Source organism: Nocardia sp. NPDC051570 (genome assembly GCF_044454005.1).
In the GTDB taxonomy this organism is placed as follows: Bacteria; Actinomycetota; Actinomycetes; order Mycobacteriales; family Mycobacteriaceae; genus Nocardia.
The window spans coordinates 635,160-656,340 of the sequence record NZ_JBITDI010000001.1; the positions used below are offsets into that span (position 1 = coordinate 635,160).

General features: G+C 68.4%; 3 protein-coding genes. All 3 read left to right on the forward strand.

Annotation, left to right across the window (positions count from 1 at the left end; genetic code table 11):
* Nucleotides 1-55 precede the first annotated feature (55 nt).
* Nucleotides 56-10,189 carry a neuraminidase-like domain-containing protein gene (locus ACIA76_RS02955; protein ID WP_397147700.1) on the forward strand — a complete coding sequence of 3,378 codons (10,134 nt, stop codon included), beginning with the start codon at nt 56-58 and terminating at the stop codon, nt 10,187-10,189.
* On the forward strand, nt 10,186-18,069 hold the full coding sequence (locus ACIA76_RS02960) for a SpvB/TcaC N-terminal domain-containing protein (protein WP_397147702.1): 7,884 nt from the start codon (nt 10,186-10,188) through the stop codon (nt 18,067-18,069). The genes ACIA76_RS02955 and ACIA76_RS02960 overlap by 4 nt, the downstream gene beginning before the upstream one ends.
* Nucleotides 18,070-18,140: 71 nt before the next feature.
* Entirely contained in the window at nt 18,141-21,176 is a 3,036-nt protein-coding gene (locus tag ACIA76_RS02965) for an alpha-mannosidase (RefSeq protein ID WP_397147704.1), read from the forward strand.
* Nucleotides 21,177-21,181 lie beyond the last annotated feature (5 nt).

Below are 21,181 nucleotides of genomic sequence, written 5' to 3' on the forward strand. Positions count from 1 at the left end.
TCCGAGGCCCGGTATGCCGCCGGCCACCGAGCGCCCTGGAAGGGCGGGGGTCACCATGGCGAATATCAGTCTGATCATCCTGACGCTGATCCCGTCGAAGCCGACCGCGGCCGACAAGTTCCGCGATGTGCTCGACGGATTGACGATCAAGGCGTTCGACCAGACCTTCTCGGGTGTCGAGACGGCGCTGGGCACGGCCACCGGTCTGGTGGATCTCGGCGGGTTCGGCGACGACCTCATCGATGTGACGCAGAAGCAGATCTTCCAGCACTGGGAGGACAAGACCGAGGGCGGCAGCACCTCGCGCACCGCGCTGTCGGGGGCGACCGCGGTGATCGTGGTGGATCCCCTGCCGAACCATCCGGAGTATCCGGATCCGACGGCCTTCGACATCCGGCTCGAGATCACCCACGCGTCCCAGGCGATCCTCGATCGGCGCATCGAATTCAATATCCACGTCACCGATTCCGAGGTCACCGACCGGGCGAATCTGAGCAAGAGCAAGAAGTTCTACGCCGGGGCCGTCGAAAGCGCCTATGTCACACTGCCACCCAACGGCGCGGGCTTCGATCCCACGCTCGGTCGGGTCGATCTGCCCGAGGACGGCAGCCCGCCGCCGTTCGATCAGGTGGTGGCCGCGATCGATCTGGTGCTCGCCAAGGATCCGGGCGCGACGACGCTGGCCGCCCTGTGTGCGGCGAATACACCGCTCACGGCCGCGCAGAGCAAGTATGTGGCGTCCGAGATCGTCTGGAACCGAACGGTATTCCCGCCGCCGGAGCCCAAACTCGTCATTCCCGCCGCCGCATTGCTCTACACGACGCCGACGCCGGATATCCCCGGTGTATCGAGCGATCAGATCGACCAGGCGCGTGCGCAATTCGAGGCCGACCGCAGCAGCTACTACGCCACCAACGACGGCGAGGTGGTCGCGCTGGCGGGATTCGTATTCTCCGCGAGCGCGGCGGTGCTGCAGGAGCTCATGAGTATCCGCGCCGCCCGCGCGGTACTGGATCTGCCGCTGATCATCGATCCGGCCGCCACCACGGTGCCCACCGCCCAGCTCGCCCTGCAGCCCGCCCCGCCCCCGGCCGGGGGGACGCCCACGCCCCTGGGATTCGTGGTTCCGGCGGCGGTGTTCTATGCCCTGTCCGCGGCGGTACCGAATCAGGTCGATGCCGGGCAGCGGTACGACACAGCACGTTTGGCAGGTGAGGCACGCACGCTCGCCGCGCTCGCGACAGCCGTCGACGCGGGCGTGATCGGGCTGCCCGTCGCGGCGTACACCGTCCCCACCACGCCGCCGCCCCCGACGTTCACCGGGGATCAAGCCGCTCGCCGGCTCGCCGCGTTGGGCGGGCCGCAGTCGGGTCTGCCGATCGTCACGGTCGAGCCGCCGATCGATGTCATCATCAACGGCTGGCTCGGATATCAGGGCGCGAGCACCGATATCGACGACGCCTTCTGGGACGGCGTGGTGACCGGGCAGAAGGCGGCGTATCTGCGGTTGGTCCTCGATGCCATCACCAATACCTTCGATCCGCTGATCGCGGCGATCGGCACCGATCTGGGCGTGCATGATGTGGCGGGACTGATCGCGCTCACCGATCAACAGTGGCGCGACTTCTTCGCCACGCGACCGCAATTGCTGCCCGACTTCACCAAACCGGGCACCCCGGCCGAGCGCGCCGAGGCGTTCATCCGGCATCTGCGCACCTTCTTCACCGTGCATACGGTCAATCCGACCGGCCCCACACCGGCGATCGATGCGCCGCCGACGCTGCCCGGATCCGGATTCGATGCGATCGCGGAATTCCTGTCGGCCTATCCGGCACGGTCGGGCGGCGCGGAGTTCTCGTTCACGACGGTGTCGTTGACCGCGCCGGGAGTCGACGAGTCGATCACCGCCGCGGCGGCCGATGTGTTCCCCGGGGATCCGGCCGCGGCCGCATGGCTGCATCAGGCGATCGTCACGATCACCGAACTGTGGCAGTGCACCGCCGAGGTCGGGGACAAGGAACTGCACTTCTCGCTCACCGAGGCGCTGTACGCGCGCGGATTCTCACGAATCGGCTCGATCGCCGCGCTCAGCCTCGCCGATTTCACCTACGCGCTCACCGGCAGCGTCGCCTATCCCTATGCCGCCGATATCTACCGCAACGCACAGGGTTCGGGCGGGACACCGGTCGAGGATCCGGGCGAGTTCAATCCGGTCAATCCCGAGGGCGCGCTCACCGATTGCATTCCGCCCGAATATCTCTCACCGCTGGGTCCGGTGCAATACCTCGCCGAGCTGCTGCAGATCTCGGCCGCCTCGACCTGCGAGCAGCCGTTGCAACCGGGCGATGTGAACCGGCTCGGCGCGCTGCTGGCGTCGCGCCGCGGCCCGCTCGGTCAGCTCGCGGCGACGGCCGCGAATCTGCACACCCCGGTGCCCGCCCTGGATCTGGTGAACGAAAGCCTCGAGGCGGCCACCGCCGCGGTCGCGGCGCAGACCGCACCCGCGGGCGCGGTCCACGACACCGCGGGGGATTTCCTCGACGGGCACGCACTCGCCACGGGCCCCGACGATATCGGCGGCGATCCGTGGCGGCACGATCCGCAGACCCTGTTCGCCGCGATTCCCGAATACTCCTCTCCGGCAACACCGGTCGCGGCGCCGGGCGCGTATAAGGCGCTGCGGAGTGATTTCACCGCGCCCGGGCTGCCGTATTCGCAGCCGCTGGATGTGAACCGCTCCTATCTCGAATACCTGCGCACCTCACGGTTTTCCGTGATGCGCGTATTCCGCCACCAGATCACCGAATTCGCCCTCGACGCCGAACACGAACCCGCCGATTTCGCCGCGCACCAGTGGCGGTATCCGCTGCGGCTGCCGATCGCGCTGGAGTATCTGCGGATCACCCCCGACGAATACCAGCTGCTGTTTACCCAGGATCTGGCGGATAAGCCGACCCAGGGACAGCTCTCGCTGCCGGAGGTGTACGGCTTCCCCGGCACCCGGCGGTGGACCGATGTGGTGTCGCAGTTGCCGGAGTTCCTCACCCGCACCGGCCTGACGTACTGCGAGTTCCTGGACCTGTGGCGCTCGGGTTATGTCCCGTTCCGCAGGCGGACCTCCGAGGGCCAGCCCTCGTCCTCCTTCCCCGACTGCGAGCCTTGCTGCCTCGACGATATCCGGATCGACTTCGGCCGCTCCCCCGCCGCGGCGCTACGCCCACTGGCGGTGTTCATCCGACTGTGGCGGAGACTGCGCGATAATGCCTGCGCGACACTGACATTCGCTGATCTCGCGGATGTGGCGACCGACGGTGAGCTGTTCCGTGACGGTTCGGTGAATCCCGACTTCATCCGGCAGCTCGCCTCGTTCACCCTGCTGCGCGAGCTGCTCTGCCTGCCGCTGCGCGATCCGGACTATCACCCGCCCACCGATTCCGAGGTCCCGAACCGCGTCCATCTGCTCGCCCTGTGGCAGGGACCGGATTCGGTGCACTGGACCTGGGCGGTGCGCACGCTGTTGGACAACATCGAACGCGTGGCGCACTGCCTGCGGCCCGATCTGGAACATCAGCCCGAACTCACGAAACTGCTTCCCGCCAACCTGGATCCGCTGTCGGTGCTCGCCGGATTCGATCCGGCCGTGCCCGGTGACACCTGGTGGTCCCGGCCGGCCGCGACGCTGCGGTTCGTCGAATGGCTGGTGAAACTCGAGGTGTCGCAGTTCACCGTCGGCGAGGTGCTGTACCTGTTCGCCGATCAGCATCTCGACGGCGACGATCCGTTCGAGCTGCAGTCGGCCAACGACGCCGCCGACGATCCGCTCGAATTACCCGATGACGCCGACGATCTCGCGCTGTGGGAGCTGCGACGGGAACTGCTCGAGATCGAGGTCGGTCCTGGCGAGGCGGCCGCGTGGACGTGGACGCGGATCGCCACGACCCTCGCCGACACCTTCGGCTACGACCCCGCGACATCCGGCGATCCGCTCACCGCGGTGGGCACGCATTCCTTCCCCTCGGTGCTGGCCGCCGAGGGTATCGCGACGGTTCCCGGCGCCCGGCGCTTCACCACGCCGCTCGCCGCGGCCGATACCGATCCGGCGATGTGGAACACCCCGCCCGGTGGCCCGTTCCGGCACAACGGATCCGACACGCTGTGGACCGAACTGCCGCTGCGCGACGCCGCGGTGCTGGACAAGCTCGCGGGCATCCGCCAGCTGAGCGGGGTCGAGCAGACCGCCGTGCAGACCCTCTACTTCGCGCCCCGCGCCGTGCTGGCGCCGTTCGCGCTGCTGTTCGACGATTTCGAGGCCGCGGTCGATCGGCTGGTGAGCGCGGCGGACGAGCAGGAGCGATTCGCCTGGTTCCAGCGGCAATTCGCGCGTTTCCACCATCGCTGCCATCGCATCGTCGACCATCTCACCGACCATGTGAACGCCGCGTCCGATGAGCAGCGCGGACATCTGTGCGCCGCGGAGACCTGGCGGCTGTTGCGCTCGCTGTGGGGCGATGAGAACGCCGCCGCGGGCTCGTCCTGGGAGGCCGACCCGCCCCCGGCGGTGACCTGGCCGGTCCGGCCGACCGGCGGCGCGTTCGCGGCGCTGCTCGGTCTCGTCGGCACCGGACTGCTCGGCGAGTACCGCATCGACGAGGAACTCACCTGGCGGGAGATCCGGCGGCCGATGGTCGCATTCGGCGTCGACCGCGATCGCGCCAACGCGCCCGTTCCGACCGTAATCCCGTCTCTGGACCTGTCTTTGGACACCGCGCAGCGGCGTTTCGCCGAGGTTCGCAACGGTTTCGCGTTCCGCGATTCCGATGGTGAGCCGCTGTTCGGGGCGCAGCCGTTCACCGTCACGTGGTCGGGATCGCTGTTGGTGGAGACGCCCGGCTGGTACGAATTCGCCGCCGGCGCACCGGTTCCGGACGGGCAGACGCCCGATCCGGAGGCCTGTCCGGGGCATCGGTGGCGGGTGCGGCTCGGGCGCGGGCAGAAGACATGGCTGCTGCTCGATCGCGACTGGCCCGACACCGACGATGCCGCCGACTACCGGTCCGGACGGATCAACCTGCGCCGTGGCGTCTACGCGATCACCATCGACTTCGCCCATACCGAACCGACCTTCGCCGGTCCGGGTGATATCCGCCCGCGGCACACCGGATTCGACCTCAAGTACCGCGGGCCGGACACCGACCGCACCCTGGTCACGATTCCCGCCCGACGCCTGTACCGCGATCGCGTCGACGCACCGCTCGGCGTCGATCTGGATTCGTGCGACCCCGCGGTGGGCTACCTGCGGGCCCGCTACACCAGCAGCCTGCGCGATATCCGCGGCACCTATCAGCGCGCGTACAAGGCGGCGCTGCTCGTGCACCGGTTCGGCTTATCGGCCCATCCGCTGCCGACCGATCCGGAATCCGAGCTGAGCTATCTGCTCGAGCACGCCGAAACCTTCGCCGGTACCTCCCATCCGCGCACCGGATCGGACGAATTCGGTACGCACCGAGTCTGGTTCGATCCCAATCTGCTCCCGGTGGACGATCCGTATCTGCCGCCCGATCCGGGAGCCGATCAGCGGTCCGCGCCCTCGGCCGCGCGCATCGCGGCCTTCGGCGATCTCTGGGAACGCCTGCACGATTACGTGCAGCTGCGCGCGGACACCTATGCCGCACGGCAGCGGCCCGCGTGGCGGCTGTTCTACGAGGCCGCGGAGAATCAACCCGATCTCGCCGCCGAACTCGTGCGCCACCTCGGCATCGATGCCGCCTACGCCGAGACCGAACCGCCGCTGGCGCTCACCTACTTCGACACCCCCGAGTTCTACACCGTCACCTCGGCGGATCTGACCTCGGAGGCGTGGGCGATCCGCGTGCAGCGCGCGGCGCTGTGGCTCGACGCGGTACAGCACTGCTTCACGCCGGTGCGGATCACCGACGCGCTCCCGGCGACGTGGGCCGCCGACGATCCGGCCGCGATGGGAGATCAGGGCGAGAGTCTCACCGACTTCGTCCGCAGCGGCTGCGTGGACAACGGCGCGCCGCGTCGCTACGAGGATCTGCGGGGCCTCGACGACGAGCTGCGGCTGCGCGCCCGCACCGCCCTGATCGCGTATCTGTGCGGCATGGATCGTGTCCCGCTGCCCTATGCGCCCGGCGAATTCGCCCGGCGCTCCGAGGATCTGGGCGATGTGCTGCTGCAGGACATCGATACCGGCACCGGCGTGCGCGCCTCGCGGATCGAGGAGGCGATCAGCGCGGTCCACGGATTCGTGCAGCGCACCCGGCTCGGTCTGGAACCCGATTTCGTGCTGTCGCCGGAGCTGCGGCAGCTGTGGGAGGACCGATTCGCCACCTTCCGGCAGTGGCAGCGCTGCACCGAACGAGATCTCTACCGGGAGAACTGGATCGAATGGGATGAGCTCGCCCGGGCCCGGCGCGTGGATGCCTTCCACATCCTCGAGACCGAGCTGCGCCGCGGCGATCTCACGGTCGCGACGCCGACCACCCGGGCCTGGTGGCCCGCGGATCCGGCCGTCGGACCGCTCGCACGGGCCACGCGGGGTCGGCGCGCGTCGACGACCGTCGCGCTGCTCACGCCGGGGCCGATTCCGGAGAATCTGGATCTGCTCGCGACACCGGACGCCGCAGCGCAATTCGATGCCCTCGCTCCGATTCCCGATGACGAGGCCCGGCTGCCGCTGTGGATTCGCGCGGCGATTCGCTTGGGCGGAAGCTTCGTCCGCCTCGCCGCCGCCGGGGAACCGGTCGACGCCCTCGAGGGCCCGTGCCCGCCGGATGTCGACTCCTGTTGTGGCTGTGCGCATCCGCACACCGCCGGTATCGACGAGTACTACTTCTGGCTGCAGACCGGCGCCGAGTATCCCGCGTTCTGGACGCGCAGCGCCTCCGACGATCCGCCGATCCCGCAGAACGCCGATATCGGTGTCACCGACGCCGATGAGACCAGCGATTGGCATCGGCCCGAAACCCTTCCGGCGCTGCTGGATTGGCCGCCGGTCCGAGTCGTATATCTGCATTGGTCGCGGCTGCACCGCGGCGAATTCCAGCCGCCGCGTCGCTGTGCCGACCCGATCATCGTCGACCCGTCGTTCACCGAGGATCCGCGGCTGCGGTTCCTGGGTCGCACCGCCGATTCCCTGCGCTTCGATATCGTCGACTCCGCCCAGGCGGCGGTCGGGGTTCGGCCGACCGGCTACACCGATCCGGTGAATCCCGGATTCCGCTACGACCTGGCGACCGATTCCGCGCGGGCGCTGCCGCTGCTGGTACCACCGGGCGATCCCGCGCCCGGGCCGGGCGGGCTGGATGCCTATCCCCGCTTCGCCTTCACCTGCCCCGGAGCTCCGGTCGAACCGCTCACCCCGTTCGCGGTCGCCACCACGGTCGCGGGCGCACTCCGCGCCGACTGCCGCTTCGACTCCGCCCTGGACTGGTACGCACTCGTCCGCCCGCCGCTGGCCGCGGACAACGGCTGGACCGACTGCGATCGACGCCGCCCACCCACCGACAACGTCACGGCCGCACTGTCTTCGGGCGACGGCGACACGTGCTGTGCAACGATCGCCCCCAGCGACGATCGCGCCCGGCAGCGGGCGATCCTGCTCGCCTATCTGGAGACCATGCTCGACTGGGCCGACGCGTATCTGTGCCGGAACACACCCGAGGGCTTCCGGCAGGCCGACGTCCTGCTCGACACCATCGCCCGGATCCTGGGCGCACGCCCGGTGACCGTGGTCGGCCAGGACGACGATGCGGTGCAGACCGTCGACACCTTCACGCCCCGGCAGGCACGCCTCAACCCCCGGCTGATCGCGCTCTACGATCGCACCGCCGATCGCGCGGCCATGGTCTCCGCCGGGCTCACCGAACGGCGCTACCGCAACGGCCGCCCCGACACCGATATGCCGTACTTCGGAGCGGATTCACCCCGGGCCCCGGGCTGCGCCTGCGGCGCGCAAGCGGGCTGCTGCTGTGATTGTGAGCCGTACCGGTTCACCGTACTGGTCGGCAAGGCCGCCGAATTGGCCGCCGAGGCAAGGACTCTCGCGAACGCACTGCTGTCGGCGTACGAGAAGGGCGATGCGGAGTATCTCGCGGGCGTGCGCGCCGCGCAGGAACTGCAACTGCTCGAACTGACCCTGTCCGAACGACAGAACGCGGTCCGCGACGCCGACTGGCAGGTGCAGGCCCTCGACAAGACGAAACAGGGTGCGCAGCGCCGACTTCGGAACTACCTGACGCTGCTCTCGGGCGGCCTGAACTCCGGGGAACAGGGCTACCAGTCGCTGACCGGCACCGCGATCGGATTGCGGACCGGTGGTACCGCGGTGGAGGCGGTGGCCCAGGCCGTCGGTTCCACGCCGGACATCTTCAACGGCGTGGCCGGATTCGGCGGCACACCCCTGTTCTACATGCAGCTGCCGATCGGCACGAAACTCGCCGGCGTCTTCGCCAGCGGTGCGCGCCTGGCCAATTCGCTCGGCGAGATCGCCTCGACCTCGGGCGGATTGGAGCTGACCGAGGGGAACTGGGATCGCCGCCAGGTCGACTGGCAGGTGCAGAGCGAGGTGACCTCGATCGAGATCGAGCAGATCGAACGTCAGATCCTCGGCGCCGAACGCCGCCGCGATCAGGCGCTGCGCGAGCTGGACAACTATCGGCGCCAGATCGACAACTCCCGTGCCGTACAGGACTTCCTGCGCGACAAGTTCACCGCCGACCAGTTGTATCTGTATCTGCAACGGGAGACCGCGGCGCTGTACCGACAGGCCTATCGGCTCGCCCACCGCGCCGCCCGTCAGGCCGAACGCGCGTTCAACTACGAACGTGGCTACACCACACGCACGTTCGTGCCCGGCGACGCCTGGGACACGCTGCACGACGGACTGCTCGCCGCGGATCGGCTCGTACTCGCCGTGCGCAGTATGGACAAGGCGTATATCGACGAGAACTGCCGCGAATACGAACTGACCAAACATATTTCGCTGCGCCTGCACTTCCCGCGGGAGTTCCTGCGGCTGCAGCGGGGCCACGCCATCGAGATCGAGATTCCGGAATGGATGTTCGATCTCGACTATCCGGGTCATTACCTGCGGCGGATCAAGGACATCACCGTCACCATCCCGTGCGTGACCGGACCGTACTCCGGTGTGCACTGCCGACTCACGCAGCTGTCGCACAGCACCCGGATCGATCCGCGCCTCACCCCGGCCGCGCACGGCTGCTGCACCGAGGAATGCACCTGCGACACGGCCGAAAGCTGCTGCTGCGCACCCGAACCCGACCCCTGCCACTGCAGTGCTCCCGGTGCGGACGGCTACACCGCCCGGATCGATGATCCGCGCATCGTGCGCGCCTACACCGCCACCGAGGCGATCGCCACCTCCAGCGGACAGAACGACAGCGGCCTGTTCGAACTCAGTTTCCGCGACGAGCGGTATCTGCCGTTCGAATTCGCCGGGGCGGTGAGCCGCTGGCGGATCGAATTGCCCACGGAGACGAACTACTTCGACTTCGACACCCTCGCCGATGTCGTGCTGCATGTGAACTACACCGCGCGCGAGGGCGGCGATCCGCTGCGCACCGCCGCCGCCGCGGCCGCGCGTAGCCGATTGCCCGGCGACGGTCAGCGGTTGATCGATGTGCGCCACGATCAGCCCGATGTGTGGAACGGCCTGCGCGGCGGGCGGCGCGAACTGGAGTTGCGGCTGTTCGGCGCGATGTTCCCGTTCGTGCCCGGCAAACGGGTCCGCTCCGTCGACCGCGTCGAGATCCTCCTCGAGGCCCCCTGCGCCGAGCCGAGCGCGAATCTCACCGTCTGGTTCCTGCCGCACGGCCATCACTGCTGCGACGGTGCGTGCGACTGCGATCGAATCCTGGTGCGCTGCATCGCGGCCAGCGAATATCCGGGTCTGTTCTGGGGTGAGGTCGACCTGACCGGCCATCGCCCGCTCGGACCGATCTCCGCGGACCGGCCGACCAGCCTGGGCACCTTCGTCATTCCCGAGGATGCCGGAACCGTCTGCGACGCATACCTTCTCCTGGACTACTGCGCCGAACCCGCGGACCACTGCGGCGACCGGCGGGCGTGCCGATGCGGTGACCGTGGCGTATGCGGCTGCGGAACGTGCGGCTGCGGGCACCAATCGGGGCGGGGGCACGACCGATGACCGACGACACCCGTCGGCGGATGCCCGACGACACCCAGCACCCGATCGGTAAGCCCGAGACCGAGCGGATGAGACCGACCGAGCCCGATTCGGCTCCGGCACAGGACCGTTCGAATAAGCACACCACCGGACGCGAGTCCGCGACACCGAATACGTCCGGCAAGCATGCCGACGCGTTCACGGTGCCGCCCGCCATCACCCTGCCCAAGGGCGGCGGCGCGATCCGCGGGATCGGCGAGAAGTTCACCGCCGATCCCGTGACCGGCACGGCCTCGATGACCGTGCCGCTGGCGACCAGTTCCGGCCGCGGCGGATTCGGCCCGCAGCTGTCGCTGTCCTACGACTCCGGGGCGGGCAACGGCCCGTTCGGATTCAGCTGGGGTCTGTCGCTACCGGCGGTGACCCGCAAGACCGATAAGGGTCTTCCGACCTATTGCGACGATCCGGAGTCCGATGTCTTCCTCCTGTCCGGCGCCGAGGATCTGGTGCCCGAACTCGTCGACGACGACGGGATATGGCGGCGGATGCGCGTGGATCGGATCGTCGACGACGTCGAGTATCGGATCCACCGCTACCGCCCGCGCGTGGAGGGCGCGTTCGCCCGCATCGAACGCTGGACCACCGCGCGCACCGGTGACATCCACTGGCGCACGATCACCGCCGACAACATCACCGCCGTCTACGGCGCCGAGGCGAACAGCCGCGTGGCCGATCCGCACGATCCGACCCGCATCTTCCAGTGGCTGCTCAGCTCGAGCTACGACGACCGCGGCAACATGATCCGCTACGACTACGTGGCCGAGGACGATACCGGCGTCGAACCCGCTGTGCACGAACGTAATCGCACGACCGGTGACCGCGGCGCCGGGCGCTACCTCGCGCGCATCCGCTACGGCAACCGCACCCCCCGCTGTCTCGACCCCGATCCGGACGACTGGATGTTCGAGGTCGTCTTCGACTACGGCGACCACGACCCCGACGCGCCCACACCGCGGGCCGATCGGCCGTGGGCGGTCCGTCCCGACCCGTTCTCCAGCTATCGCGCGGGTTTCGAGGTCCGCACCTATCGGCTGTGCCGACGGGTGCTGATGTTCCACCACTTCCCCGATGAGCCGACCGCCGGCGCCGACTGCCTGGTCCATTCGACCGAATTCGGTTACCGCGAGAATCCGGACGCGTCACTGCTGATCTCGGTCACCGCATCCGGTCACCGGCGCGATCCGGAGGGCACGCCGGCACGGAAATCATTGCCACCGTTGCTGTTCGAGTACTCGCGACCGGAGATCGACGACCACATCCGGCTCGTCGATCCGGCACATCTCGAGAACCTTCCGGCCGGGATCGGCGGCGCCTACCGATTCGTCGACCTCGACGGCGAGGGCATCGCCGGTGTCCTCACCGAACAGGGCGACGCGTGGTATTACACCCCGAATCTCGGCAATGCCGAATTCGGTCCGCTGCAACGGATCTCGCCGTATCCCTCGCTGGCCCAGCTGAGCGGCGGGCGGCAGCAGCTGATGGATCTGGCCGGGGACGGCCATCTCGACCTGGTCGACTTCGCCGGACCGACCCCGGGCTTCTACGATCGCGCCGATTCCGGTGGCTGGCAACGATTCCGGCCCTTCCCTGCGCTGCCGGTCGGCATCGACGACACGACCGATCTGCGCTTCATCGATCTCACCGGGGACGGGCACGCGGATCTGCTGCTGGCGGGCGACGACACCTATCTGTGGTGGCCGTCGGCCGCGGAGAACGGCTTCGGCGCGCCGCGGCGCACCTATCCGGCCAAGACCGATGAGGAGTCCGGGCCGCGCCTGGTCTTCGCCGACGCCACCGAATCCCTTTATCTGGCCGATATGTCCGGCGACGGCCTGGTCGATCTGATCCGCGTCCGCAATGGCGAGACCTGCTACTGGCCCAATCTCGGTTACGGCCGGTTCGGCGCGCGGATCACGATGGACGACTCGCCCTGGTTCGACGATCCCGATCAGTTCGATCACCGCCGGCTGCGGCTGGCCGATATCGACGGGTCCGGCACGACCGATCTGATCTATCTGCATCGTCGCGGGGTCGCGCTGTACTTCAATCACGCGGGTAACCGATTCGGCGCACCACGGCGGCTCGATACGGCGTTCCCGCATCTGGATCAGACCGTCGACGTCTCGGCCATCGATCTGCTCGGCACCGGGACCATCTGCCTGGTGTGGTCCAGTCCGCTGCCCGCCGACCAGGGCCGGGCGCTGCGGTACCTCGATCTGATGAGCGGCGGCAAACCGCATCTGCTGACCTCGGTCGTCAACAATCTCGGCGCGCAGACCCGGATCCGCTACCGGTCCTCGACCGAGTTCTACCTCTCCGACCGGGCGGCCGGGCGACCGTGGCGCACCCGGCTGCCGTTCCCGGTGCAGGTCGTCGACCGCGTCGAGGTCCTCGACCGGATCAGCGGCAACCGGTTCACCAGCGAATACCATTATCACCACGGGTATTTCGACGGAGTCGAGCGGGAGTTCCGCGGATTCGGCATGGTCGAGCAGTACGACACCGAGATCGTCGCGGCGCTGACCGGCGAGGCGGGATCCAACCTCGATCCGGCCGCCTCGGTGCCTCCCGTGTTGACCCGCACCTGGTTTCACACCGGCGCTTATCACGGTCTCGGACCGGTCAGCAGGGTGTACGACGCGGAGTACCACCGCGAGACCGGCCTCGCGCTCCCGGACAGCCCGCTGCCGAGCACCGTGCGCCGAACAGGCCGCGCACCGATCCCGTGGCGGCCCTCCGACGACGAACGCCGCCAGGCCGTGCGGGCGTTGCACGGCTGCCCGCTGCGTCAGGAGATCTACGCGCTCGACGACACCGAGGCCGCCGGCCGCCCGTACACGATCACCGAATTCAACTACACCATCGAACTGCTGCAACCCGATCCGCCGCAGCTGCCACCCGATGTCGACCGGATCCATACGGTCGTGCATGTCCACGCCCGCGAGACGGTGACCGCGCATTACGAACGGACCGCCGATCCCCGGATCGGCCACGAGATCGTGCTGCGGGTCGACGATTTCGGCAATGTGCTGCGGTCGGTATCCCTCGGCTACGGACGCCGGACCACCGACCGGACCGATGTCGAACCGGCTCTGCTTGCCGCGCAACGCGATACGCTCGCCACACTCGCCGAGAGCCGCTACACCAATCCCGTCGACACACCGGCGGCACATCGCACGCCGATGTCCGCCGAGGCCCGCACCTACGAAATGGTCAACCTCCCCGAACCGTGCCGCGGCACCGGCCTGTTCGACTTCGCGCAGATGCGAGCCATCGCCGATACGGCCAGCGACGGCCACCACGATCTGCCCTACGAGGACACCGATCACCTCGGCGCGACGACCCCGGCGCCCTATCGGCGCATCATCGAGCACACCCGCACGCTCTACCGCGCCGACGACCTCACCTCGGCACTTCCGTTGGGCGCCATGGAATCTCTCGCACTGCCCTACGCCCACTACACCCTCGCCCTGACCGCCGGGCTGATCGATGCGGTGTACCGGCGACCGCGCCCGGACGGCACCGTGGAGAATCTGCTGCCCGATCCGGCGGCGGTACTCGGCCCGCGCTGCGGCTACACCGACACCACCGAGGAGATATCCCGAGGCCTGTTCCCGGACGACGAGGACACGCCCCGATGGTGGATCCCGTCGGGGCACCTGTCCTACTCCCCCGACCCGACCGATCCGCCCGCCGTGGAATCGGCCCTGGCACAAGGGCATTTCTTCCTCCCGCGCCGCTTCACCGACCCGTTCGGCGCGGACAGCCACGTCGACTACGACCGCTACGATCTGCTGATCACGGCGAACCGGGACCCGCTGGGCAATCTGAGCACGGCCGGGACCCGCACCGCCGACGGCACGGTGCTGCCCGATGGACACGACTACCGGGTGCTGCAGCCGCGGCTGCTCGCCGATCCCAACCGCAATCGCACCGCGGTCGCCTACGACATCCTGGGCCTCGTCGTCGGCACCGCGATCATGGGCAAACCCGAACGGGCCGAGGGCGATTCGCTCGACGGATTCGACGCCGACCTCGACGACGCGACGATCCTCGCGCATCTGGCCGACCCGCTCGCCGATCCGGGCGCGATCCTCGCGGGCGCCACCACCCGGGTGGTCTACGACCGCAACGCCTTCCAGCGCACCGCCGATTCGCCACGGCCGCAGCCGCTCGTCGCCTACGCGCTCGCCCGCGAAACCCATCTGGCCGATCTCGCGCCGGGCGAGCGGACGCGAATCCAGCACGCGTTCACCTACTCCGACGGCTTCGGCCGCGAGATCCAGCACAAGGCCCAGGCCGAACCGGGTCCGATGATCGGCGCGGACGGCTCCGCCGCCGAGGTCGCGGCACGGTGGATCGCCAGCGGCTGGACGATCTACAACAACAAGGGCAAACCGGTGCGCCGATACGAGCCCTTCTTCACCGCGACCCCTCGCTTCGAACATGATGTCCGCGCCGGGGTCAGCGCGATCCTGTTCTACGATCCGCCCGGTCGTGTCATCGCCACGCTGTATCCGAATCACACCTACGACAAGGTGATCGTCCATCCCTGGCGGCAGATCGCCTACGACGTCAACGACACCTGCGCGCCGCGCGGCGCGCAGACCGGCGATCCGCGCACCGATCCCAATATCCGCGGATATGTCGCCGCGTACTTCGCTGCCCTGTCGCAGGATTGGCAGACCTGGTACACCCAGCGCATCGACGGTGCGCTCGGGCCCGAGGAGCGCGAGGCCGCCGTCCGGGCCGCGGCCCACGCGGACACCCCGACAACCACCTGGCTCGATTCGCTCGGCCGCGCGTACCTGCACGTGGCCCGCAATACCGGCGGCGAATCGCTGCCGACCCTGACGACCCTCGATATCGAGGGCAATCAACGCACCCTGCGCGACGCCGTGCGACAGGCCGGAGATCGCCTCGGCCGCATCGTGATGCGGTACTCCTACGACCTACTGGGCGATCGGATCCATCAGCACAGCATGGAATCCGGCGAGCGCTGGCTGCTCGGCGATATTCACGGAAATCCGGTGCTGGCATGGGACTCTCGCGGGCATGTATTCACCACCGGCTACGACGTGCTGCGCCGTCAGGTGACGCAGACGGTCCGGGGCACGACGGCGGATTCCGATCCGCGCACACTGGATCGCGACATCCTGATCGATCGGGTCGAATACGGTGAGCCCGGCGCGAACGCGCCCGCCGCCGAACGGGATCGCGCGGTCGGGGACAATCTCCGCACCCGCATCCATCGGCATTTCGATCTCGCCGGGGTGGTCACCAACGCGCGCTACGACTTCAAGGGCAATCTGCTGGGCGGCGCCCGGCAGCTGCTCACCGATCCCACCGCGCTGCCCGACTGGTCGCGCCAGCCCGCGCTGGACTCGGAAACCTTCACCAACAGTGCGCGTTTCGACGCCCTCAATCGGGCCGTGCAGTCCATCGCACCGCACAGCAGTCTGCCGCGCGCGACCCGCACCGTCGTGCAACCGGTGTTCAATGTCGCCAATCTGCTGGAGCGCGTGGATATCTGGCTGGGACTGGACCGCGAACCCGACGCGATGCTGGACCCAGTCGCGCTACCGCCCTCGCCGGTCGGCGTCGCCGCCATGGATTACGACGCCCACGGTAAGCGGCTGCGCATCGTCTACAAGAACGGCGCGCGCACCCACTACGACTACGACCCGCTGACCTTCCGGTTGATCCGGTTGCGCACCGAACGACCCGAACCACCGCATCGCCTGCAGGATCTGCATTACACCTACGACCCGACCGGCAACATCACCCACATCCACGACACCGCGCAGCAGACGATCTTCTTCGACAACCGCCGGGTCGACCCGGATAACGACTATCGCTACGACGCGCTCTACCGGCTGATCGAGGCCACCGGCCGCGAACATCTCGGACAGCGCGGCGGGCTGGTGCATCCGGGCGACGGAAATGCCATGGCCCGCTATGTCGAAACCTACGATTACGATCCGGTCGGCAACATTCGCAGCGTCCGCCATCGCGGCACCAACGCCGCGTATCCGGGCTGGACCCGAACCTACGACTACGACGAGACCAGCCAGCTCGAACCGTCCAAGACGAGTAATCGGCTGAGCCGCACCACGATCGGCTCGGACGTCGAGGACTACCGGCACGACGCGCACGGCAACATCGTGCGCATGCCGCATCTCGGGGCCGGATCCTCCGGTGCGAACATGCACTACGACGCCCGCGATCACCTGTACCGCGCCGAAGTGGGCAGCGGCACAGCCCATTACGTGTACAACGCCGCCGGACAGCGCGTGCGCAAGGTGGTGCGGAAGGCGCCGGGCCTGGTGGAGGAGCGCATCTATCTCGACGGATTCGAGATCTTCCGCCGCCACCCCGGACCCCTCGGCGACGATACCGCCGTGCTCGAGCGCGAGACCCTGCACGTCATGGACGATCAGCGCCGCATCGCGCTGGTGGAGACCCGCACGATCGACAGCGACGACCGCGACCCCGGGCCGGATCGTCTGATCCGCTATCAGCTCGGAAACCATCTGGATTCCACGAGTCTCGAACTCGACGATGCCGCGCAGGTGATCTCCTACGAGGAATACGCGCCCTACGGCGGCTCGACCTATCAGGCCGTGCGTCGCGGCACCGAGGCGCCGAAACGGTATCGCTACACCGGCAAGGAACACGACGACGAAACCGGGTTCTACTACTTCTCCGGCCGCCACTACGCACCGTGGCTCGGACGCTGGACTCAGTGCGACCCGGCCGAATTCATCGACGGCACCAATGTCTACGCCTATACCGCCGGAAATCCGGTGCGCTATTCCGATCCGACCGGCTTCGGGAAAGAGGAGCAGGGATTGGGCGCGAGCATGGAGAAGGCCAGCAAGGATCATCAGGCCGCGGCCAATGCGCGCCGCGGGGAGAAGGGCCTCGCTCCGATCAAGACCGACTATCAGGGGCGGATCCCCGGCGAGACCAAGACGACCATTCCCGACGAGGTGAAGGAGACCCCGAAGGGCACCAAGAAGGTGGTGGATCTCAAGGCCCGGCACGTCGACTCGGCCCGCAATCAGGTCCCGGCCAAACGGGTCGCCGATATCACAGCAAACCTCGAACAGGTCAAGAACCAACTCGTCGAGCTGGAGAAGGCCGGGAAGATCGGATCGGATACCAAGGGCGCGGCCCTGCGCGTGCTGCATGACAGCGATAAGGGCATCTCCTCGGCCGCCGAGGTGGCCGCCTGGCGTGCCGAGGCGAATGCCGCGCGCACCGAATGGGTGAACGCGGCGGAGACAGCGACCGAGAAGGCGCTGCGCAGCCGAGTCGTCGTCACCACCACGACACGAGAGGCCTATTCGGCGGCCACCAAGAATCTGGGCGGGGCGGCCCGCGGGGCCGGTCCACGGGGCGGTGGCCGCGCGGGCCTGCTGGTCGGCGCGGCGATCGGGGCGTACATCCTGTTCAGGACGGGAGACGCCTATGCCGCCGCGCAATCGGTCAATCCCGCCGCGAATACGACCGACGTGCTGACCTCGGGCAATATCACCGTGCTCGGCGCCGCCGCGGCCGTCGTCAAGGACGGCATAGCCCTGACACCGCCGGGCGCGGCCACGCTGCTGCTCTGGTCGCTGCTGCAACCACGCGGTGAGTTCTACTACGACCAACGGCTGGCCGACCGCGCGATCCAGGAGGGACGCAACCCGTTCTGCGCCCAATGCCACGGCCCGGGCGGTGCGCTCGATCCGAACAACGAATGGAATCAGCGCGCCCAGACCAAGGCCACCCAGGACATGTTCAACCGTTACCGCAGGAACGACGACGCGGCGGTGCGCGCCTGGTTCAAGTGACCACCGCGGCGGAACATCCTGTGGTTCCATGGTTTTGCGGAGTTTGTCGGCGCTGACCTTCGGAGTCGCGGATGCATGACGATCGGGTACTGATCGAGGACCGTATCGACCGGCTGTTGGACGAACGCATCCGCACCGCGGTGTACCCGGTGTCGGTGCCCGCCCGGGTCGAATGGTGGCAGGCGCCCGGCGAACCGGTGCCGGTCGCCCACGGCCTGTCGGGCGACTATCGTCCGGCCGAATCGGGCATGCCGTGGGGCCCGCCGTGGTCGACGACCTGGCTGCGCGTCACCGGTACGGTGCCCGCCGCCTGGGCCGGGCGCATCGTGGAGGCCGTCATCGATCTCGGATTCGACGGCCGGATCCCGGGTTTCCAATGCGAGGGCCTGGTCTACACCCCCGATGGGACGGTGATCAAGGGGCTGAGCCCGCGCAACGACTGGGTGCGGATCGGCTCTCCCGCCGCGGGCGGCGAACAGGTCCTGCTGTATGTGGAGGCGGCCGCCAACCCGGTCATCCTCGACGGTCGCTCCGCACATCCGTTCCGGCCGACCCCGCTGGGCGATCGGGCGACCGCGGGCGAGCAACCCCTCTACCGGCTCGGCCGGATCGATCTGGCCGTCTTCGATGCCGAGGTGGCCGAGCTCGTCGCCGATGTCGAGGTCGCGTCGCAGCTGATGCGGGAGCTGCCCGTCACCGATTCGCGCCGTTGGCAACTGCTGCGCGCGCTGGAACGCGCGATGGACGCGCTCGATGTCCACGACGTTCCCGCCACCGCCAAGGCCGCCCGCGCGGAACTCGCCGACGCGATGTCGCGGCCCGCGCACGCCAGCGCGCATCGGATCTCGGCGATCGGGCATGCGCATATCGACTCCGCCTGGCTGTGGCCGCTGCGCGAGACAGTCCGCAAGGTCACCCGGACCGCCGCCAACGTCACCGCGCTGCTGGCCGAGAATCCGGATTTCGTCTTCGCGATGTCGCAGGCCCAGCAGCTGGCCTGGATCAAGGAGCACTCCCCCGCACTGTTCGCCCGGGTCGCGGAGTTCGTGGCGGCGGGCCGATTCGTCCCGGTCGGCGGCATGTGGGTCGAGTCGGATACGAATATGCCCGGCGGCGAGGCGCTGGCCCGGCAATTCGTGCACGGAAAGCGGTTCTATCTCGACGAATTCGGGCTCGAGACCCGCGAGGTCTGGTTACCGGATTCGTTCGGCTACACCGCCGCGCTGCCGCAGCTGATCGCGCAGTCCGGATCGCGCTGGTTCCTCACCCAGAAGATCTGCTGGAATCAGACCAACAAGTTCCCGCACCACACTTTCTGGTGGGAAGGGATCGACGGCACCCGGGTTTTCACCCATTTCCCGCCCGTCGACACCTACAACTCCGAACTGTCCGGCGCCGAACTGGCCCATGCCGAACGCAACTTCGCCGATAAGGGCGAGGCCACCCGATCGATGGTCCCCTTCGGATACGGCGACGGCGGCGGCGGTCCGACCCGCGAAATGCTCTCCCGCGCGGCACGATTGGCGGATCTGGAGGGTTCGCCCCGGGTGACGGTCCAGGCGCCGAGCGAGTTCTTCCGCAGCGCCGAGGCCGAATACGCGGACGCGCCGGTCTGGGTGGGCGAGCTGTATCTGGAATTGCATCGCGGCACCTACACCAGTCAGGCCCGGACCAAACAGGGCAATCGGCGCAGCGAACATCTGCTGCGCGAGGCCGAGCTGTGGGCGGCCACGGCCGCGGTGCGCCTCGATGCCGACTACCCCTACGACGCCTTCGACCGGCTCTGGAAGATGGTGCTGCTCAACCAGTTCCACGACATCCTGCCGGGTAGCTCGATCGCGTGGGTGTATCGCGACGCCGATCGGGACTACGCGACCGTGGCCGCGGAGCTGACCGAGATCATCGCGCAGGCGCAGCGCCGGTTGGCCGGGACGGGCCCGGCGACCGTGGTGTTCAACGCCGCCCCGCACGCGCACGACGGCGTCCCGGGCATGGGCGCGGGCCCACGGGCGCATACGTTGTCGGGCCCGGTCACCGTCGAGCCGATGGACGGCGGTTTCGCACTGAGCAACGAGGCGCTGCGAATCGTGGTGGACGCCAGCGGATTACTGCGATCGGTGTACGACCGGACCGCGGACCGCGAGGTCCTCGCGCCGGGGCAGCGCGGGAACCTGCTGCAGCTGCATCCGGATGTGCCGAATCGGTGGGACGCCTGGGATGTGGATCGCTTCTACCGCAACACCGTCACCGATCTGATCGGCGTCGACGAGATCGGGCTCGACGAGGCCGGTCCGGACCGGGCCACGGTCCGTGTGGTGCGATCCTTCGGTGCGTCGACGGTGCGGCAGCGGCTCACGCTGCGCGCCGGGGGGCGCGGGGTCGAGATCGACACCGAGGTCGATTGGCATGAGGCCGAGAAGTTCCTGAAGCTCGCCTTCGCGCTGGACGTCCAGGCCGATCGCTCGACCGCGGAGATCCAGTTCGGCCACGTCCACCGCGCGACCCATGTCAATACCAGTTGGGAGGCCGCGCGATTCGAGATCTGCGCGCATCGCTGGGTGCTACTGGCCGAACCCGGCTACGGCATCGCCCTGACCAACGACGCGACCTACGGCCACGATGTCGGCCGCGCGCCGCGCGCGGGCGGCGGCATCGTCACCGTGCTGCGGGCGTCGCTGCTGCGCGCGCCGCGCTTCCCGGATCCGGACACCGATCACGGCATCCACCGGTTCCGTCATGCGCTGATCCCGGGCGCGGAGGTGAATACCGCTGTGCGCGAAGGCTATCGGATCAATCTGCCCGCCCGCGAGGTACACGGCGCGGACGCCGCCGTGGCGCCGCTGGTCGAGGTCGACAATCCGGCCGTGGTCGTCGAATCGGTGAAGTTGGCCGACGACCGCTCCGGAGATGTGATCGTGCGCCTCTACGAATCGGGCGGCGGTCGCGCCGCGGCCCGGCTGACCGCGGGCTTCGGGCTGCGCGCGGCGATATCCACCGATCTGCTCGAGCGGCCGTGCGACGAGACGGCGCACTACGACATCACCGATTCCGGAATCGCTGTGACGTTGCGCCCCTTCGAGATCCGCACCCTCCGGCTGTCCAGGTGATCATG

What these genes read in the sequence shown, in the direction of transcription:
- ACIA76_RS02955 (WP_397147700.1), top strand. Translation starts at nt 56, where the DNA reads ATGGCGAATATCAGTCTGATCATCCTGACGCTGATCCCGTCGAAGCCG.
- ACIA76_RS02960 (WP_397147702.1), top strand. Translation starts at nt 10,186, where the DNA reads ATGACCGACGACACCCGTCGGCGGATGCCCGACGACACCCAGCACCCG.
- ACIA76_RS02965 (WP_397147704.1), top strand. Translation starts at nt 18,141, where the DNA reads ATGCATGACGATCGGGTACTGATCGAGGACCGTATCGACCGGCTGTTG.